Source organism: Pantoea sp. M_10 (assembly GCF_008631515.1).
Taxonomy (GTDB): Bacteria; Pseudomonadota; Gammaproteobacteria; order Enterobacterales; family Enterobacteriaceae; genus Pantoea; species Pantoea anthophila.
The window spans coordinates 364,660-378,964 of sequence record NZ_VWUL01000003.1; the positions used below are offsets into that span (position 1 = coordinate 364,660).

The 14,305-nt window shown below is 58.1% G+C and carries 13 protein-coding genes and 1 other annotated feature; of the genes, 9 read left to right on the top strand and 4 right to left on the bottom strand.

The features are described from left to right. Window position 1: 1 nt before the first annotated feature. Window positions 2-1,795, bottom strand: a complete 1,794-nt coding sequence (gene atzF, locus F3I47_RS11545; protein WP_150028650.1) for an allophanate hydrolase — start codon at window positions 1,793-1,795, stop codon at window positions 2-4. 270 nt (window positions 1,796-2,065) lie between these two features. Here atzF and sltY point away from each other — a divergent pair, with 270 nt between their 5' ends. Further along, window positions 2,066-3,985, top strand: coding sequence for a murein transglycosylase (gene sltY / locus F3I47_RS11550; RefSeq protein WP_009092246.1), 1,920 nt, complete (start codon window positions 2,066-2,068; stop codon window positions 3,983-3,985). A gap of 45 nt (window positions 3,986-4,030) precedes the next feature. After that, window positions 4,031-4,351: a trp operon repressor gene (trpR, locus tag F3I47_RS11555; RefSeq protein WP_058957753.1), complete on the top strand. Its 321-nt coding sequence runs from the start codon at window positions 4,031-4,033 to the stop codon at window positions 4,349-4,351. Here trpR and yjjX read toward each other — a convergent pair whose 3' ends face one another. Then, on the bottom strand, window positions 4,352-4,870 hold the full coding sequence (gene yjjX, locus F3I47_RS11560; protein WP_009092243.1) for an inosine/xanthosine triphosphatase: 519 nt from the start codon (window positions 4,868-4,870) through the stop codon (window positions 4,352-4,354). Between the two features lie 93 nt (window positions 4,871-4,963). Between yjjX and gpmB the strand changes: the two genes are divergently transcribed. Beyond that, window positions 4,964-5,611: a 2,3-diphosphoglycerate-dependent phosphoglycerate mutase GpmB gene (gene gpmB, locus F3I47_RS11565; RefSeq protein WP_140924198.1), complete on the top strand. Its 648-nt coding sequence runs from the start codon at window positions 4,964-4,966 to the stop codon at window positions 5,609-5,611. Between the two features lie 40 nt (window positions 5,612-5,651). On the opposite strand, the gene robA is transcribed toward gpmB, so the two are convergent. After that, window positions 5,652-6,533 (bottom strand): MDR efflux pump AcrAB transcriptional activator RobA, encoded by an 882-nt coding sequence (robA, locus tag F3I47_RS11570; RefSeq protein WP_150028649.1) that lies wholly within the window; start codon window positions 6,531-6,533, stop codon window positions 5,652-5,654. A 192-nt stretch (window positions 6,534-6,725) separates the two neighbouring features. Here robA and creA point away from each other — a divergent pair, with 192 nt between their 5' ends. Further along, a complete protein-coding gene (creA, locus tag F3I47_RS11575; RefSeq protein ID WP_009092240.1) occupies window positions 6,726-7,199 on the top strand; it encodes a protein CreA in 474 nt (157 codons plus the stop codon). A gap of 48 nt (window positions 7,200-7,247) precedes the next feature. Here the strand turns inward: creA and arcA are convergent, their stop codons facing one another. Further along, window positions 7,248-7,964 (bottom strand): two-component system response regulator ArcA, encoded by a 717-nt coding sequence (arcA, locus tag F3I47_RS11580; RefSeq protein ID WP_009092239.1) that lies wholly within the window; start codon window positions 7,962-7,964, stop codon window positions 7,248-7,250. Window positions 7,965-8,573: 609 nt separating this feature from the next. On the opposite strand from arcA, the gene F3I47_RS11585 reads away from it, so the two are divergent. The 5 genes from F3I47_RS11585 to thrC all read left to right on the top strand — a co-directional run bounded on the left by F3I47_RS11585 (window position 8,574) and on the right by thrC (window position 14,299). Beyond that, window positions 8,574-9,260, top strand: coding sequence for a tRNA/rRNA methyltransferase (locus F3I47_RS11585; protein WP_009092238.1), 687 nt, complete (start codon window positions 8,574-8,576; stop codon window positions 9,258-9,260). 205 nt (window positions 9,261-9,465) lie between these two features. After that, window positions 9,466-9,534, top strand: coding sequence for a thr operon leader peptide (thrL, locus tag F3I47_RS11590; protein ID WP_111209051.1), 69 nt, complete (start codon window positions 9,466-9,468; stop codon window positions 9,532-9,534). Beyond that, window positions 9,473-9,591: a sequence feature (Thr leader region), on the top strand. It overlaps the preceding gene by 62 nt. Window positions 9,592-9,617: 26 nt before the next feature. After that, complete coding sequence (gene thrA, locus F3I47_RS11595) at window positions 9,618-12,080, top strand: bifunctional aspartate kinase/homoserine dehydrogenase I (protein ID WP_009092237.1); 2,463 nt, start codon at window positions 9,618-9,620, stop codon at window positions 12,078-12,080. Window positions 12,081-12,082: 2 nt separating this feature from the next. Next, window positions 12,083-13,012, top strand: coding sequence for a homoserine kinase (gene thrB / locus F3I47_RS11600; protein WP_058957752.1), 930 nt, complete (start codon window positions 12,083-12,085; stop codon window positions 13,010-13,012). Window positions 13,013-13,015: 3 nt separating this feature from the next. Next, window positions 13,016-14,299 (top strand): threonine synthase, encoded by a 1,284-nt coding sequence (gene thrC, locus F3I47_RS11605; RefSeq protein ID WP_046101186.1) that lies wholly within the window; start codon window positions 13,016-13,018, stop codon window positions 14,297-14,299. Window positions 14,300-14,305: the final 6 nt, after the last annotated feature.

Sequence of the window (14,305 nt, forward strand, 5' to 3'; positions counted from 1 at the left end):
ATCAGTGACTCCCCTGTGAGGTCAGCCAGTTACGCCAGCCGCCCGATTCGGTGATTTCCAGCGCGCTGTTCAGCGCCGCGCCTTCGCAGATAAAGCCTTTCACGATCCGCCCATCCGCCAGCGTCAGGCTGCCGATACCCAGCGGGGCGGGGATCTCCGCCACAAATTCGCCGAAGCGTGCCAGCGGGATGTCCCACAGCTCCACGGTGATGGCGGCACCCTGTTCGTCCCGCATCAGGCCGGGCTTTTTAATCGCCCCGTCCAGCAGGGCGAACAGGCGGTAGTGAGGGGCGGTCTTTGTCTCTTCCACCCACACCGCCCTGCGCTCGGTGAGCTGGAAATTCAGCGGCATGCCGGTGAGGTGTGCCCCCACCACCGCCAGCCGGACATGATCGGGGGAGACGGGGAGAGCGACGGGCGGCGGGCAGGGCAGGCCGGTCGCCCCCAGCGGCAGCGCCAGCTGGCGCTGCCAGCGGATGCCAAATTCAGCCAGCGCCCGGTCGTGCCAGGCGGGCGCAATCAGCGTGATACCCGCAGGAAGATCGTCATTGCGGAACGGCGCAGGCAGCGCCAGCGCGGCGAGGTCAGCGAGGTTGGTAAAGTTGGTGTAGGTGCCAAACTGTGAGTTGTAGTGAATCGGCTCCTGCTTCATCTCTGCGAGGGTATGAATGGTGGGCGAGGTCGGCACCACCAGCGCGTCGAACTGCGCCAGGGTCTGCTGAATCTGGCGCGTCAGCGCGGCCCGCAGATACTCCGCTTTGTAGGCATCGACGGCGCTGTATTTCAGGCCGCTGGCGACGATCTCATGCACCACCGGGTCCATATCGGTGGGGCGATCGAGCATCCCGCCTACCGCCACGGTGCGCTCAGCAACCCAGGCACCGTAGTAGAGCTGCTCTGCCAGCTGCCGGAACGGCGTGAAGTCGATGGGGTGCAGCGTCGCGCCACTCGCCTGCAGGGCCTCCAGCGCCCGATCCCAGGCGGCTTCAGCAGCGGCATCATCGAAAAACTCCGGCGTGTCAGGAACGGCAAAGCGGGGGCGAACCGGCAGGCTGGCGGGGGCGGTGCGCGGATTCACGCGCGAATAGGCGTCGCCGGCATCGTAGCCCCCGATCACGCTGGCGACGCTCCAGGCATCTTCTGCCGTCAGGGCGAACACGGAAATCGTGTCATTGAGGCGGCAGGCGGGCACGACGCCGCGCGCAGAGAACCAGCCTTTGGTCGGCTTCAGGCCAACGATATTGTTGAAACCGGCCGGGACGCGGCCCGAACCGGCGGTATCGGTGCCCAGGGAAAAGGCGACCAGTCCGCGCGCCAGCACCGACGCCGAGCCGGAGCTGGAGCCGCCGCTGACATAATCGGGGTCAAAGGTGTTACTGACCGCGCCAAAAGGTGAGCGTGTGCCGACCAGACCGGTGGCAAACTGATCGAGGTTGGTTTTACCAATGACCACGGCCCCGGCCGCTTTGAGTCTGGCTACCGCTACCGCGTCCTCGCTGGCGGTATAGGTAAAGGCGGGACAGGCGGCGCTGGTGGGCCAGCCCGCCACATCGATATTGTCCTTGACCGCGAACGGCACGCCGAACAGAGGCAGCGATGCGGGATCGCGCTGATAGTGAGCCAGCAGCGGTTCAATCTGAGCCGCCAGCTGATCCGGGGTCGCCAGCATGATCCAGGCATTATCCTGGGCATCCAGGGCGGCAAGGTGTGCGCTCAGCAGTGCGCTAATCTGATGTGGCGCCTGCTGGTAGCGTTGTTGCCAGGCGTGCAGTGTCAGGCCAGTGGTCGAAGTCATAAGAAGGATTCCAGCTGGTATACAAGATGGAATTCAACAGAGCAAAGGGTGTGCCACTTTTTTAAGCTGATGATTCAACGCCTTAAAACGAGAGGTGATAAGTTTTTCTGATGATTATTTGCACAATGACGGCGCGCAGGCTGAACGATGACGGTGCGTTTAACCGCCGCGTGCGTAAATATTGTGAAGAACATGGCAAGAGTCTGATGCCCTGGTTAGCATGAAGACTGCCTGGCAACTCGCCGGCGCCCAGCAACAGAGGAGATTTACGTGGTGAAGTGGCGTAACTGGATGATAGGGATCTGCCTGGTCGGAACGGCCAGCAGCGCATGGGCCGATTCGCTTGATCAACAACGGCAACGTTATCAACAAATTAAACAGGCGTGGGACAGCAATCAGATGGCTACCGTGGAGCAGCTGTTGCCCACGCTTCAGGATTATCCGCTCTATCCTTATCTGCAATATCGCCTGCTGGCACAGGATCTCGATCAGGAGACCGCCCTGGCCGTACAGAATTTTATTCGCCAGTATCCCACGCTGCCGCCTGCGCGCTCGCTCAGCACCCGCTTTATCAATGTGCTGGCTTACCGGCAGGACTGGCAGGGCGTGCTGAATTTCAGCCCGACCGAACCGAAACCGGTGCAGGCGCGCTGCAACTGGTACTACGCCAAATGGGCCACGGGTCAGCAGCAGGCCGCGTTTGATGGCGCGAAGCAGATCTGGCTGCGCGGCACTGCGCTGCCTGCCGACTGCGATAAGCTCTTCTCGGTCTGGCAGTCATCGGGTCAGCTTTCACCGATCACGATCCTGGAGCGTATCCGTCTGGCGATGAAGGCGGGTAACGACAGCCTGGTCAGCTATCTGGCGAAAACCCTGCCGGCAGATTATCAGACCATGTCTGACGCGGTGCAGGCGCTGCAGCAGGACCCGCTGACGGTCAGCACCTTCGCCAGCGCCGTCGGACCCACCGACTTTACCCGCCAGGCGACGATTTACGCCTTTACCCGCGTGGCGCGGCAGGATATGGAAAACGCCCGCAGCCTGATCCCGATTCTGGTCCGGGCGCAGAAAATGGGGCCGGAAGATGAGCAGGCGCTGAAAGAGATCGTGGTCTGGCGCATGATGGGCAGCGATCTGACCGCTGAACAGGCACGCTGGCGCGATGCCGTGGTGATGAACAGTGAGTCCACCGCGCTGGTAGAACGCCGGGTGCGGCTGGCGCTGTCGCAGCACGATCGGCGCGGCCTGAACACCTGGATCGCCCGTCTGCCGGTGGAGGCCAAAGAGAAGGATGAGTGGCAGTACTGGCAGGCTGACCTGCTGTTTGAGAAAGATCGCAAAGAGGAAGCGGAAGAGATCCTGCGTAAACTGATGCAGGCGCGTGGCTTCTATCCGATGGTGGCCGCTCAGCGTCTGGGGGTGGATTATCCGCTGCAGATTGATGAAGCACCGAAGCCTGACAGTGCTACGGTGCAGGGCCCCGAGCTGGCGCGCGTCCGTGAACTGATGTACTGGGGGCTGGATAACCTGGCGCGCAGCGAGTGGAGCAATCTGATCGGCAGCCGCACACATACGCAGCAGCAGATGCTGGCGCGCTACGCCAATGAGCAGGACTGGTGGGATCTCAGCGTGCAGGCCACGATCACGGCCAAAATGTGGGACAGCCTGAAAGAGCGGTTCCCGCTGGCGTGGCAGAGCGTTTACGAGCGCAACACCCAGGTGAAGCAGATCCCGCCAAGCTATGCGATGGCGATTTCGCGTCAGGAGAGTGCCTGGAACCCGAAAGCGCGTTCGCCGGTCGGGGCGAGTGGTCTGATGCAGATCATGCCTGCCACCGCGGCGCACACCGTGAAGATGTATGACATCCCCGGCTACAGCAACAGCAGTCAGCTGCTCGATCCGGAAACCAATATTCAGATTGGTACCCAGTATCTGGAGTATGTCTACCAGCAGTTTGACCAGAACCGGATTTTCGCCTCTGCGGCTTACAATGCCGGTCCGGGCCGGGTGCGAAGCTGGCTGAAAACCAGTGCAGGTAATCTCGATGCCGTGGCGTTTATCGAGACCATTCCGTTCTCTGAAACGCGCGGTTACGTGAAGAACGTGCTGGCATATGACGCCTACTATCGGCACTTCATGGGCAAGCCTGACAAAATCCTGTCAGATGGTGAGTGGAATCGCCGTTACTAGCTGTGCTAAGCTTCCGTACTCTTTAGCGAGTACGGAAGCCTCTTCATGACCCATTCTCATTCCCCTTCAGCCGAAACCCCTCCGGCCGACGATAGCTGGCAGCGCTTTGTCAGGCTGATGCAGCAGGCCTTTGCCGATGGTCACGCGCTGCCGCTGATGCAACTGATGATGACGGCGGATGAGCGGGAAGCGTTTGGCACACGACTGCGGATTATCGAAGAGTTGATGAAGGGGGAGATGAGCCAGCGCGAGCTGAAAAACGAACTTGGCGTGGGTATCGCCACCATCACCCGTGGCTCTAACAGTCTGAAAGAGGCGCCGCCGGAGCTGAAACGCTGGCTGCAGGCGCATCTGGACGGCGAGTAATTACGACTGATAGAGCGGATGAACAAACGGGCAGAGCGCCAGAATCAGGGCCTGATGATAGACGCTGGCGCGGCTGAGCAGGCCGTGCGTGAACGCCCCGATAGCCCCGCCCTGATGTTTGATATTTTCAATGCCGGTTAACCGCGCCATCTCTTCGCCCAGCTCCCGTCCTTCGCGCAGACCCGCCAGCACCGCCGGTGGCAGCGTGAAGCTGGCTGACCGCGATTCGCCGCGCTGCTTCTGATTCTCAATCACGATACAGGCAAAGGCGCTGTCCTCTTCGATCCCCGCCTCAATCGCCACCCAGAATGTCGCTTCAGGCCGTACCTGACGGGCATTCATTACGCGCTGACGTGCGCCCGTTCGCGTTTCGAGGTGGCTCAGCGGCTGGGCGGCAACACCACTATCGACCCCGACCCCTTCAATATGGCAGGATCCTTCGCCGAAAACGTCGTTGAATGCCTGCGCAATCGCGTGAATCTTCGCTGGATTGGTGGTGGCTGCGACAACATGGTACATAATTAATTGAACCCTCAGATGGTTAAGCGCCTGGCCCATCAGGCTACAGACAGGCTCTAAGGCGATTCTGGTCGCAGTATAACGGAAACTACTATGTTACAGGTCTATCTTGTTCGTCACGGTGAAACGGTTTGGAATGCGGAACGTCGCATTCAGGGGCAGTCCGACAGTCCGCTGACGGAAAAAGGTGAACAGCAGGCGCATCAGGTGAGTGAACGCGTGAAACATCTGGGTATTACCCACGTTATCACCAGCGATCTGGGCCGTACGCGCCGCACCGCAGAGATTATCGCGGATGCCTGTGGTTGCACGGTGACGCTCGATCCGCGCCTGCGGGAGCTCAATATGGGCGTGCTGGAGAAGCGTCCGCTGGATGGCTTAACCGCCGCAGAAGAGCAGTGGCGTGCCACGCTGGTGAACGGCACCGAAGGCGGGCGCATCCCGGAAGGGGAGTCCATGTCCGAACTGGCATCGCGCATGCACGCCGCGCTGAATGCCTGTCTCGACCTGCCGGCCGGGAGCCGTCCGCTGCTGGTGAGTCACGGTATGGCGCTGGGATCGCTGGTCAGCACCATTCTCGGACTGCCTGCCTGGGCGGAACGCCGGCTGCGTCTGCGAAACTGCTCGCTCTCGCGGGTCGATTATCAGCAGAGCGCCTGGCTGGCCGAAGGGTGGATTGTGGAGATGGCGGGCGATATCTCTCATCTGGATGCGCCCGCACTCGACGAGCTGCAGCGCTGAAGGTGTGCAGGCCGCCGTCGTGAGGACGGCAGCCTGAATATCAGCTGATCGGGGTCTGACGGCGAATCGGAATCAGATATTCGCAACGGATCTCTGTCGGCGGCTCGGCACGCTTTTTACCGCCGTGGGTGTAGAAGCGTTCAATATCCTGCCCCTGACGGCGGGTCAGCCCCAGCGTCGGCATGCAGGTGCCGTAGAGCAGCAGGATGAACTCCTGCAGATTGACGCGCGGGCCGGTATAGGTGAACTGCACATAATCGCCCGCTTCCAGAATGACGTTCTGACCGGAGTGCAGGCTGCCCGCGCTGTCAGCCGGCACCGCCGTGGTGTAGAGGATCTCCTGCTCGTCATCTTTTTCCTGGCTGGCGCGCACCTGATGCAGGCCATACAGCACCGGCGGCACGGTATCCGTTTCCAGCAGGAACTGCTTCCAGAAGTGAATCCGCATCTCGTCACGGTAGCTGGAAATCTGCTCCAGAATACAGGTGTAGTTCTGGGTCTGACCCACCAGCACCGTTTCCGGCAGGGTGACGAAGGTCGGTTCCGGCTGCGTCTCATTATCCAGACGGATAGGGGGACGAATACCGAAGGAATTCCAGTCGGAAGCGCGACGATACCAGGCCGGCGTCTGCGCAAACTGCTTCTTGAAGGCGCGAGTAAAAGTCTGTTGTGAATCAAAACGATACTGCAGTGCGATGTCCAGAATCGGACGGCTGGTCAGGCGCAGCGCCACCGCCGCTTTAGACAGGCGACGCGCCCGGATATAGGCGCCGATCGCATGTCCGGTCACGTCTTTAAACATCCTTTGTAAGTGCCATTTAGAGTAACCGGCTTTCTGGGCAACGTTGTCCAGTGAAAGGGGTTGATCCAGATGGCTCTCCAGCCAGACAAGCAAATCGCGAATGATACCGGCTTGGTCCATAAAACATCCTCATACTCTGGTGGTGCAGCTAAATGCATCGAAGAATATTAGCACTCATTGCTCAAAAGACGTGGGCCGTTTTCCGGGGAAGATTGTGCTAAATCAGTGCGGGCATAACCCGTTTTGGTTTTGTCATTATATCGATTGACAGTACATTACATGTTCATCTATTCAATTTGCAATGGTAACCCCATGACAAGACCTCGTCTTATCCTCGCTGCGCTGACCGCACTGACCTTTTCCAGCCCGCTGCTCGCCGAACAGATCGGCTCTGTCGACACGGTGTTTAAGATATTCGGGCCTGACCACAAGATTGTCGTTGAAGCCTTCGACGATCCGGATGTTAAAAATGTAACCTGCTATATCAGCCGGGCGAAGACCGGTGGGATTAAAGGCGGGCTGGGGCTGGCTGAGGATACCTCCGATGCGGCGATTTCGTGCCAGCAGATTGGGCCAGTGGAGCTGAGTGAGAAAATCGCGCAGGGCAAAGCGGAGGGGGAGGTGGTCTTCCGCCAGCGTACCTCGCTGATCTTCAAAAAGCTGCAGGTGGTGCGCTTCTTCGATAAAAAGCGTAACGCCCTGGTCTATCTGACCTACTCCGATAAAGTCGTCGATGGTTCACCGAAGAATGCGATCAGCGCCGTGCCGATTATGCCGTGGCACTGAACATAAAAAAAACGCCCGCAGGGGCGTTTTTTTCAGGCTTACCGCAGCTTACTCATGCAGGTCGCCGCAGAAGCGGTAACCTTCACCATGGATGGTGGCGATGATTTCAGGCGTGTCCGGCGTCGATTCGAAATGCTTACGAATACGACGGATGGTCACATCCACGGTGCGGTCGTGCGGCTTAAGGTCACGGCCGGTCATTTTTTTCAGCAGATCGGCACGGGTCTGAATCTTGCCCGGATTTTCGCAGAAGTGCAGCATGGCGCGGAACTCACTGCGTGGCAGTTTATAGTGCTCGCCGTTCGGGTTGATCAGTGAGCGGCTGTTGATATCCAGCTCCCAGCCATTGAATTTGTAACTCTCAACCTGACGGCGCTCTTCGCCCGGCATGGCGAGATTCATGGTGCGCGACAGCAGATTACGGGCACGAATCGTCAGCTCACGCGGATTGAACGGTTTGGTGATGTAGTCGTCAGCGCCAATTTCCAGACCGAGAATTTTATCAACTTCGTTGTCACGGCCGGTCAGGAACATCAGGGCGACATTGGCCTGTTCGCGCAGTTCACGGGCCAGCAGCAGGCCGTTTTTACCCGGCAGGTTGATGTCCATGATCACCAGGTTAACGTCATTGTCGGTCAGCACCTGATGCATTTCTGCACCATCAGTCGCCTCATACACCACATAACCTTCTGCCTCGAAGATGCTCTTGAGGGTGTTACGCGTGACCAGTTCGTCTTCAACGATAAGAATGTGCGGGGTCTGCATGTTTAGCTACCTAAAATTTGCCAACAAATTGAAAACAGGGCGTACAGCGGTATGGCGTTCTCCATCATCGAGAGCAGCGGGCCGCGCTGAACCGTTGTACGAAATCATATTTTGATAAGCCATCTATCAACGTCAACAACAGTATTAGCTCAGCCAGTCAGGATGAAAATTGCATGCCCCAGGCGAGAATGATAATGGCGCATATCCTAACTGCATTAACAGCAACCTAACAGCACCAACTACAACCGATAAGCATAAAAACAACGCTTCGTTGACTTATATCAAATGCAATTGTAGCACGTTAACACTTTTGTGAAAAACTTCTCGTAGATTGCCCGTTTAGCTCACAAAAAGCATCATTTTCATTACATTTTTCACGCTTCGGTTCCAAAATGAAACCCACTGGTAATCACATTCTATCCTGTTGAACTTAAATGTATTAATAGTGGTTTCTTTAATAAAGGCCGCTTCGCCGGTAAAAAGATTCGGATCGCTTTTTTTAACCGGTTTTAACAATGTTAATCACCGCTTTTCTTATTCGCTTCCGCCCGCTGAATCCTGAACAGTCATGTTAATATGGCGTTATGTAAATGGACCAATGGAATAAATATGCTCTTCCCCCTGATTCTCGTCTCGCCCGCGCGGCCAGAAAATATCGGCGCTGCGGCGCGCGCCATGAAAACCATGGGCTTCAGCCAGCTGCGCATTGTCGCCAGCGACGCCTGGCAGGACCCGGCCGCGCGCCGGGTCGCGCATGGCGCGGGTGAGATCCTCGATAACGTCCAGACGTTTGCAACGCTGGCTGACGCATTAGCTGACATCGACTTCTCCGTCGCCACCACTGCGCGCAGCCGGGCAAAGTTTCGCTACTACGCCACGCCAGAGCAGGTTGAAACACAGCTGCTGGAGAAGCGTCAGTGGGTAAAGAGTATGGCGCTGGTATTTGGCCGCGAAGACAGCGGGCTGACCAATGAGGAGCTGGAGCAGGTCGATCTGCTGACCGGCATCCCGATGGCGAATGACTATCCGTCACTCAATCTCGGCCAGGCGGTGATGGTCTACTGCTATCAATTGTCGAAGCTGAATCAGGTTGAGGCTCCGCTTACCGCCGCCGCAGACGGGCAGCAGTTGCAGGCGCTGCGGCAGCGCTTGCATCAGCTGCTGGCGCAGCTGGAGGTGAGTGATGATGAGAAACTCTCTGACTGGATCGATCAGCGGGTGGGGCTGCTGGAACAGCGCGACACGGCGATGCTGCATCGTCTGCTGCACGATATTGAAAAAAAACTCGCAGATTAATCCTCGGCGAAAATCTGATTTTGCAGTAACAGATCGCAGAGAAGTTCAGCATCGCAAACGATCAAAGAGCGTTTTACGATTTCGCCGGTGGCTCTGCGCAGTCAGGGAAACGGGCCCGCCGGACAAATCGGGTTGACTTAATGTGCGCTTTGCTTTACTTCTGGATGCCAGACGGACAGACAAAGACAGACAGAAAAAAATCTCAATGCGTAAAATCAGCCTGAACACCACAATTATTACCATCACCATTACCACAGGTAACGGTGCGGGCTGACGCATACAGGAAAAACAGAAAAAAAGCCCGCACCTAACCAGTGCGGGCTTTTTTTTCGGCTTAAATTCAGGAGAGTTTATATCATGCGAGTGCTGAAATTCGGCGGGACCTCGGTAGCGAATGCGGAACGGTTTCTTCGCGTCGCTGACATTCTGGAAAGTAATGCGCAACAAGGACAGGTTGCAACCGTGCTCTCTGCGCCAGCAAAGATCACTAACCACCTGGTGGCGATGATTGAAAAAACCATCAGTGGTCAGGACGCTTTGCCGAATATCAGCGACGCTGAGCGCATCTTCAGCGAGCTGCTGCAGGGGCTCGCTGAGTCACAGCCTGGCTTTGAATATGAGCGGCTGAAAACCCGCGTGGACCTGGAGTTTGCGCAGCTGAAGCAGGTGCTGCACGGCATCAGCCTGCTGGGGCAGTGCCCGGACAGCGTCAATGCGGCGATCATCTGCCGCGGTGAAAAACTCTCGATTGCCATTATGGAAGCGCTGCTGCAGGCACGCGGTCATGAGGTCAGCGTGATCGATCCGGTAGAGAAGCTGCTCGCTGTCGGTCACTACCTGGAGTCCACCGTCGACATCGCCGAATCGACCCGTCGCATCGAAGCCAGCCAGATCCCGCCGCAGAATATGATCCTGATGGCGGGCTTTACCGCCGGCAACGAGCGTGGTGAGCTGGTGGTGCTGGGCCGTAATGGCTCAGACTACTCGGCGGCCGTACTGGCCGCCTGTCTGCGCGCCGACTGCTGTGAAATCTGGACCGATGTCGATGGCGTCTATACCTGCGATCCGCGTCAGGTGCCGGATGCGCGCCTGCTGAAATCGATGTCCTATCAGGAAGCGATGGAGCTCTCCTATTTCGGCGCCAAGGTGCTGCATCCCCGCACCATTGCGCCTATCGCACAGTTCCAGATCCCGTGCCTGATCAAAAACACCGCCAATCCGCAGGCGCCCGGCACCCTGATTGGGGCAGAAGGCGAGCAGGATGAGAATCCGGTGAAAGGCATCACCAACCTGAATAACATGGCGATGGTTAACGTCTCCGGTCCCGGCATGAAAGGGATGGTCGGAATGGCGGCCAGGGTGTTTGCGGCGATGTCGCGCACCGGCATTTCCGTGGTGCTGATCACCCAATCCTCGTCTGAATACAGTATCAGTTTCTGCGTGCCGCAGAGCGAGCTGGCGCGGGCGCGTCAGGTGCTGGAAGAGGAGTTCTATCTGGAGCTGAAAGATGGCCTGCTGGACCCGCTGGATATCATTGAAAATCTGGCGGTGATCTCGGTGGTGGGCGATGGCATGCGCACCCTGCGCGGCATCTCAGCCAAATTCTTCTCGGCGCTGGCGCGCGCCAACATCAATATCGTGGCGATTGCGCAGGGCTCCTCTGAACGTTCCATCTCCGTCGTGGTTAACAACGATGAAGTGATCACCGGGGTGCGCGTGGTGCATCAGATGCTGTTCGCCACCGATCAGGTTATCGAAGTCTTTGTGGTGGGCGTCGGCGGCGTCGGCGGTGCGCTGCTGGATCAGTTACATCGCCAGCAGGCGTGGCTGAAGCAGAAGCATATCGACCTGCGGGTCTGCGGCATCGCCAACTCGCATGCGCTGTTAACGAATGTTCACGGCATCGATCTGAGCCACTGGGAAGCGGCATTAAGCGAAGCCAAAGAGCCTTTCAATCTGGCGCGCCTGACCCGGCTGGTCAAAGAGTATCATCTGCTTAATCCGGTGATTGTGGACTGTACCTCCAGCCAGGCGGTCGCCGATCAGTATGCCGATTTTCTCAGCGAAGGTTTCCACGTGGTGACGCCGAACAAAAAGGCTAACACCTCATCCTGGAACTACTACCAGCAGATGCGTGCCGCCGCGGCCAAATCGCGCCGCAAATTCCTTTATGATACTAACGTCGGTGCCGGTCTGCCGGTGATCGAAAACCTGCAGAACCTGATGAACGCGGGTGATGAGCTGCTGCGCTTCTCCGGCATTCTGTCTGGCTCGCTCTCCTTTATCTTCGGCAAGCTGGATGAAGGCGTCTCCCTGTCTCAGGCGACTCAGATGGCGCGGGAGATGGGCTTTACCGAACCCGATCCGCGTGACGATCTCGCCGGCACAGACGTGGCGCGTAAGCTGCTGATCCTGGCGCGCGAAGCGGGTCATCAGCTGGAGCTGACGGATATTGAAATTGAGCCGCTGCTGCCCGCCAGCCTGACCGACATTGCAGACGTTGAGCAGTTTATGCAGCGCCTGCCTGAGCTGGACAACGCCTTTGCCGCGCGGGTTGCGCAGGCGCGTGATGCGGGTAAAGTGTTGCGCTATGTCGGCGTGATCGAAGAGGGCGGCGTCTGTAAAGTCAGAATTGACGCCGTAGACAGCAACGATCCGCTCTTTAAGGTGAAAAATGGCGAGAATGCGCTGGCATTTTACAGCCGCTACTATCAGCCGATCCCGATGGTGCTGCGCGGGTACGGTGCAGGAAATGATGTGACAGCGGCCGGTGTCTTTGCCGACCTGCTGCGCACGCTGTCATGGAAGTTGGGAGTTTAAAAATGGTAAAAATTTACGCACCGGCCTCGATTGGTAACGTCAGCGTCGGCTTCGATGTGCTGGGCGCGGCGGTTTCGCCGGTGGATGGTTCCCTGCTGGGTGACTGCGTCTCCGTGGAGGCGGCAGAGCACTTTTCACTGACCAACGCCGGACGTTTTGTCAGTAAGCTGCCCGCCGATCCCAAAGAGAACATCGTTTATCAGTGCTGGCAGCGCTTCTGCGAGGCGGTGGGCAAAGAGATCCCGGTGGCGATGACGCTGGAGAAGAACATGCCCATCGGCTCCGGGCTGGGCTCCAGCGCCTGTTCGGTGGTGGCCGGTCTGGTCGCGATGAATGAATTCTGCGGTAAGCCCCTCGATGACAGCACCCTGCTGACGCTGATGGGCGAACTAGAAGGACGTATCTCCGGCAGCGTTCATTACGATAACGTCGCGCCCTGCTTCCTCGGGGGCATTCAGCTGATGCTACAGGAGAATGAGATTATCAGCCAGGCCGTGCCCGGCTTTGATGACTGGCTGTGGGTCATGGCCTATCCGGGCATTAAAGTCTCGACCGCCGAAGCGCGCGCGATTTTACCGGCGCAGTACCGCAAAGAGGAGTGCATCAAGCATGGCCGCCTGCTGGCGGGCTTCATTCATGCCTGCCATACGCGTCAGCCGCTGCTGGCCGCTAAACTTATGCAGGATGTCATTGCTGAACCTTATCGCACCAGACTGCTGCCGGGCTTCGCCGAGGCGCGACAGGCGGCCAAAGATATCGGCGCACTGGCGTGCGGTATCTCAGGCTCTGGTCCGACACTTTTCGCCGTTTGCAATCAGATGGAAACGGCACAGCGGATGGCTGACTGGCTGAGCCAGCACTATCTGCAGAACGATGAAGGCTTCGTCCATATCTGCCGTCTCGACACGGCTGGCGCACGACAATTGGGATAACGCATGAAACTCTACAATCTTAAGGATCACAACGAGCAGGTCAGCTTCGCCCAGGCGGTGAAACAGGGTCTGGGATCACAGCAGGGTCTGTTCTTTCCGCTGGAACTGCCGGAGTTTGAACTGACAGACATCGACGCGATGCTGGAGATGGATTTTGTCAGCCGCAGCAGCAAAATTCTGTCGGCTTATATTGGTGATGAGATCCCGGCCGAACAGCTGCATGAGCGTGTTAAAGCTGCGTTTGCGTTTCCGGCACCGGTCAAAGCGGTCAGTGAAGATGTGGCCTGTCTGGAGCTGTTCCACGGCCCGACGCTGGCGTTTAAAGATTTCGGCGGCCGTTTTATGGCGCAGATGCTCTCCTATGTTTCCGGTTCAGACGAGCAGATCACGATTCTGACCGCGACCTCCGGTGATACCGGTGCGGCCGTGGCCCACGCCTTCTACGGCATGGAGAATGTGCGTGTGGTGATCCTCTATCCACAGGGCAAGATCAGCCCGCTGCAGGAGAAACTCTTCTGTACGCTGGGCGGCAACATCGAAACTATCGCCATCGACGGCGATTTCGATGCCTGTCAGGCGCTGGTCAAGCAGGCGTTCGATGATGAAGCGCTGAAAAAGACGATTGGCCTGAACTCAGCTAACTCCATCAACATCAGCCGCCTGCTGGCGCAGATCTGCTACTACTTTGAAGCGGTGGCGCAGCTGCCGCAGGAAAAACGCAATCAGCTGGTGGTTTCCGTGCCAAGCGGCAACTTCGGGGATTTAACGGCGGGTCTGCTGGCGAAATCACTGGGGCTGCCGATCAAGCGCTTTATCGCCGCCACTAACGCCAATGACACGGTGCCGCGCTTCCTCGGAAACGGCGAGTGGCAGCCTAACCAGACGGTCGCGACCCTGTCGAATGCGATGGATGTCAGCCAGCCGAACAACTGGCCGCGTGTGGAAGAGCTGTTCCGCCGTAAAACCTGGCGGCTGACCGACCTGGCCTGCGGTGCGGTCTCTGACGAAACCACCCGTGCCGCCATGCGTGAACTGGCTGAGATTGGCTACATTTCTGAGCCTCACGCCGCCATCGCCTGGCGTCTGCTGCGCGATCAGCTGCAGGAGGGCGAGTATGGCCTGTTCCTCGGCACCGCCCATCCGGCCAAATTCCGTGAAAGCGTGGAAGCGATCCTTGAGCAGACCCTGACGCTGCCGCCGGAGCTGGCGGAGCGTGCGGAACTCCCGCTGTTGTCACATCAGATGCAGGCGGACTTTGCCGCGCTGCGGGCATTTCTGCTGAAATAATCTTTC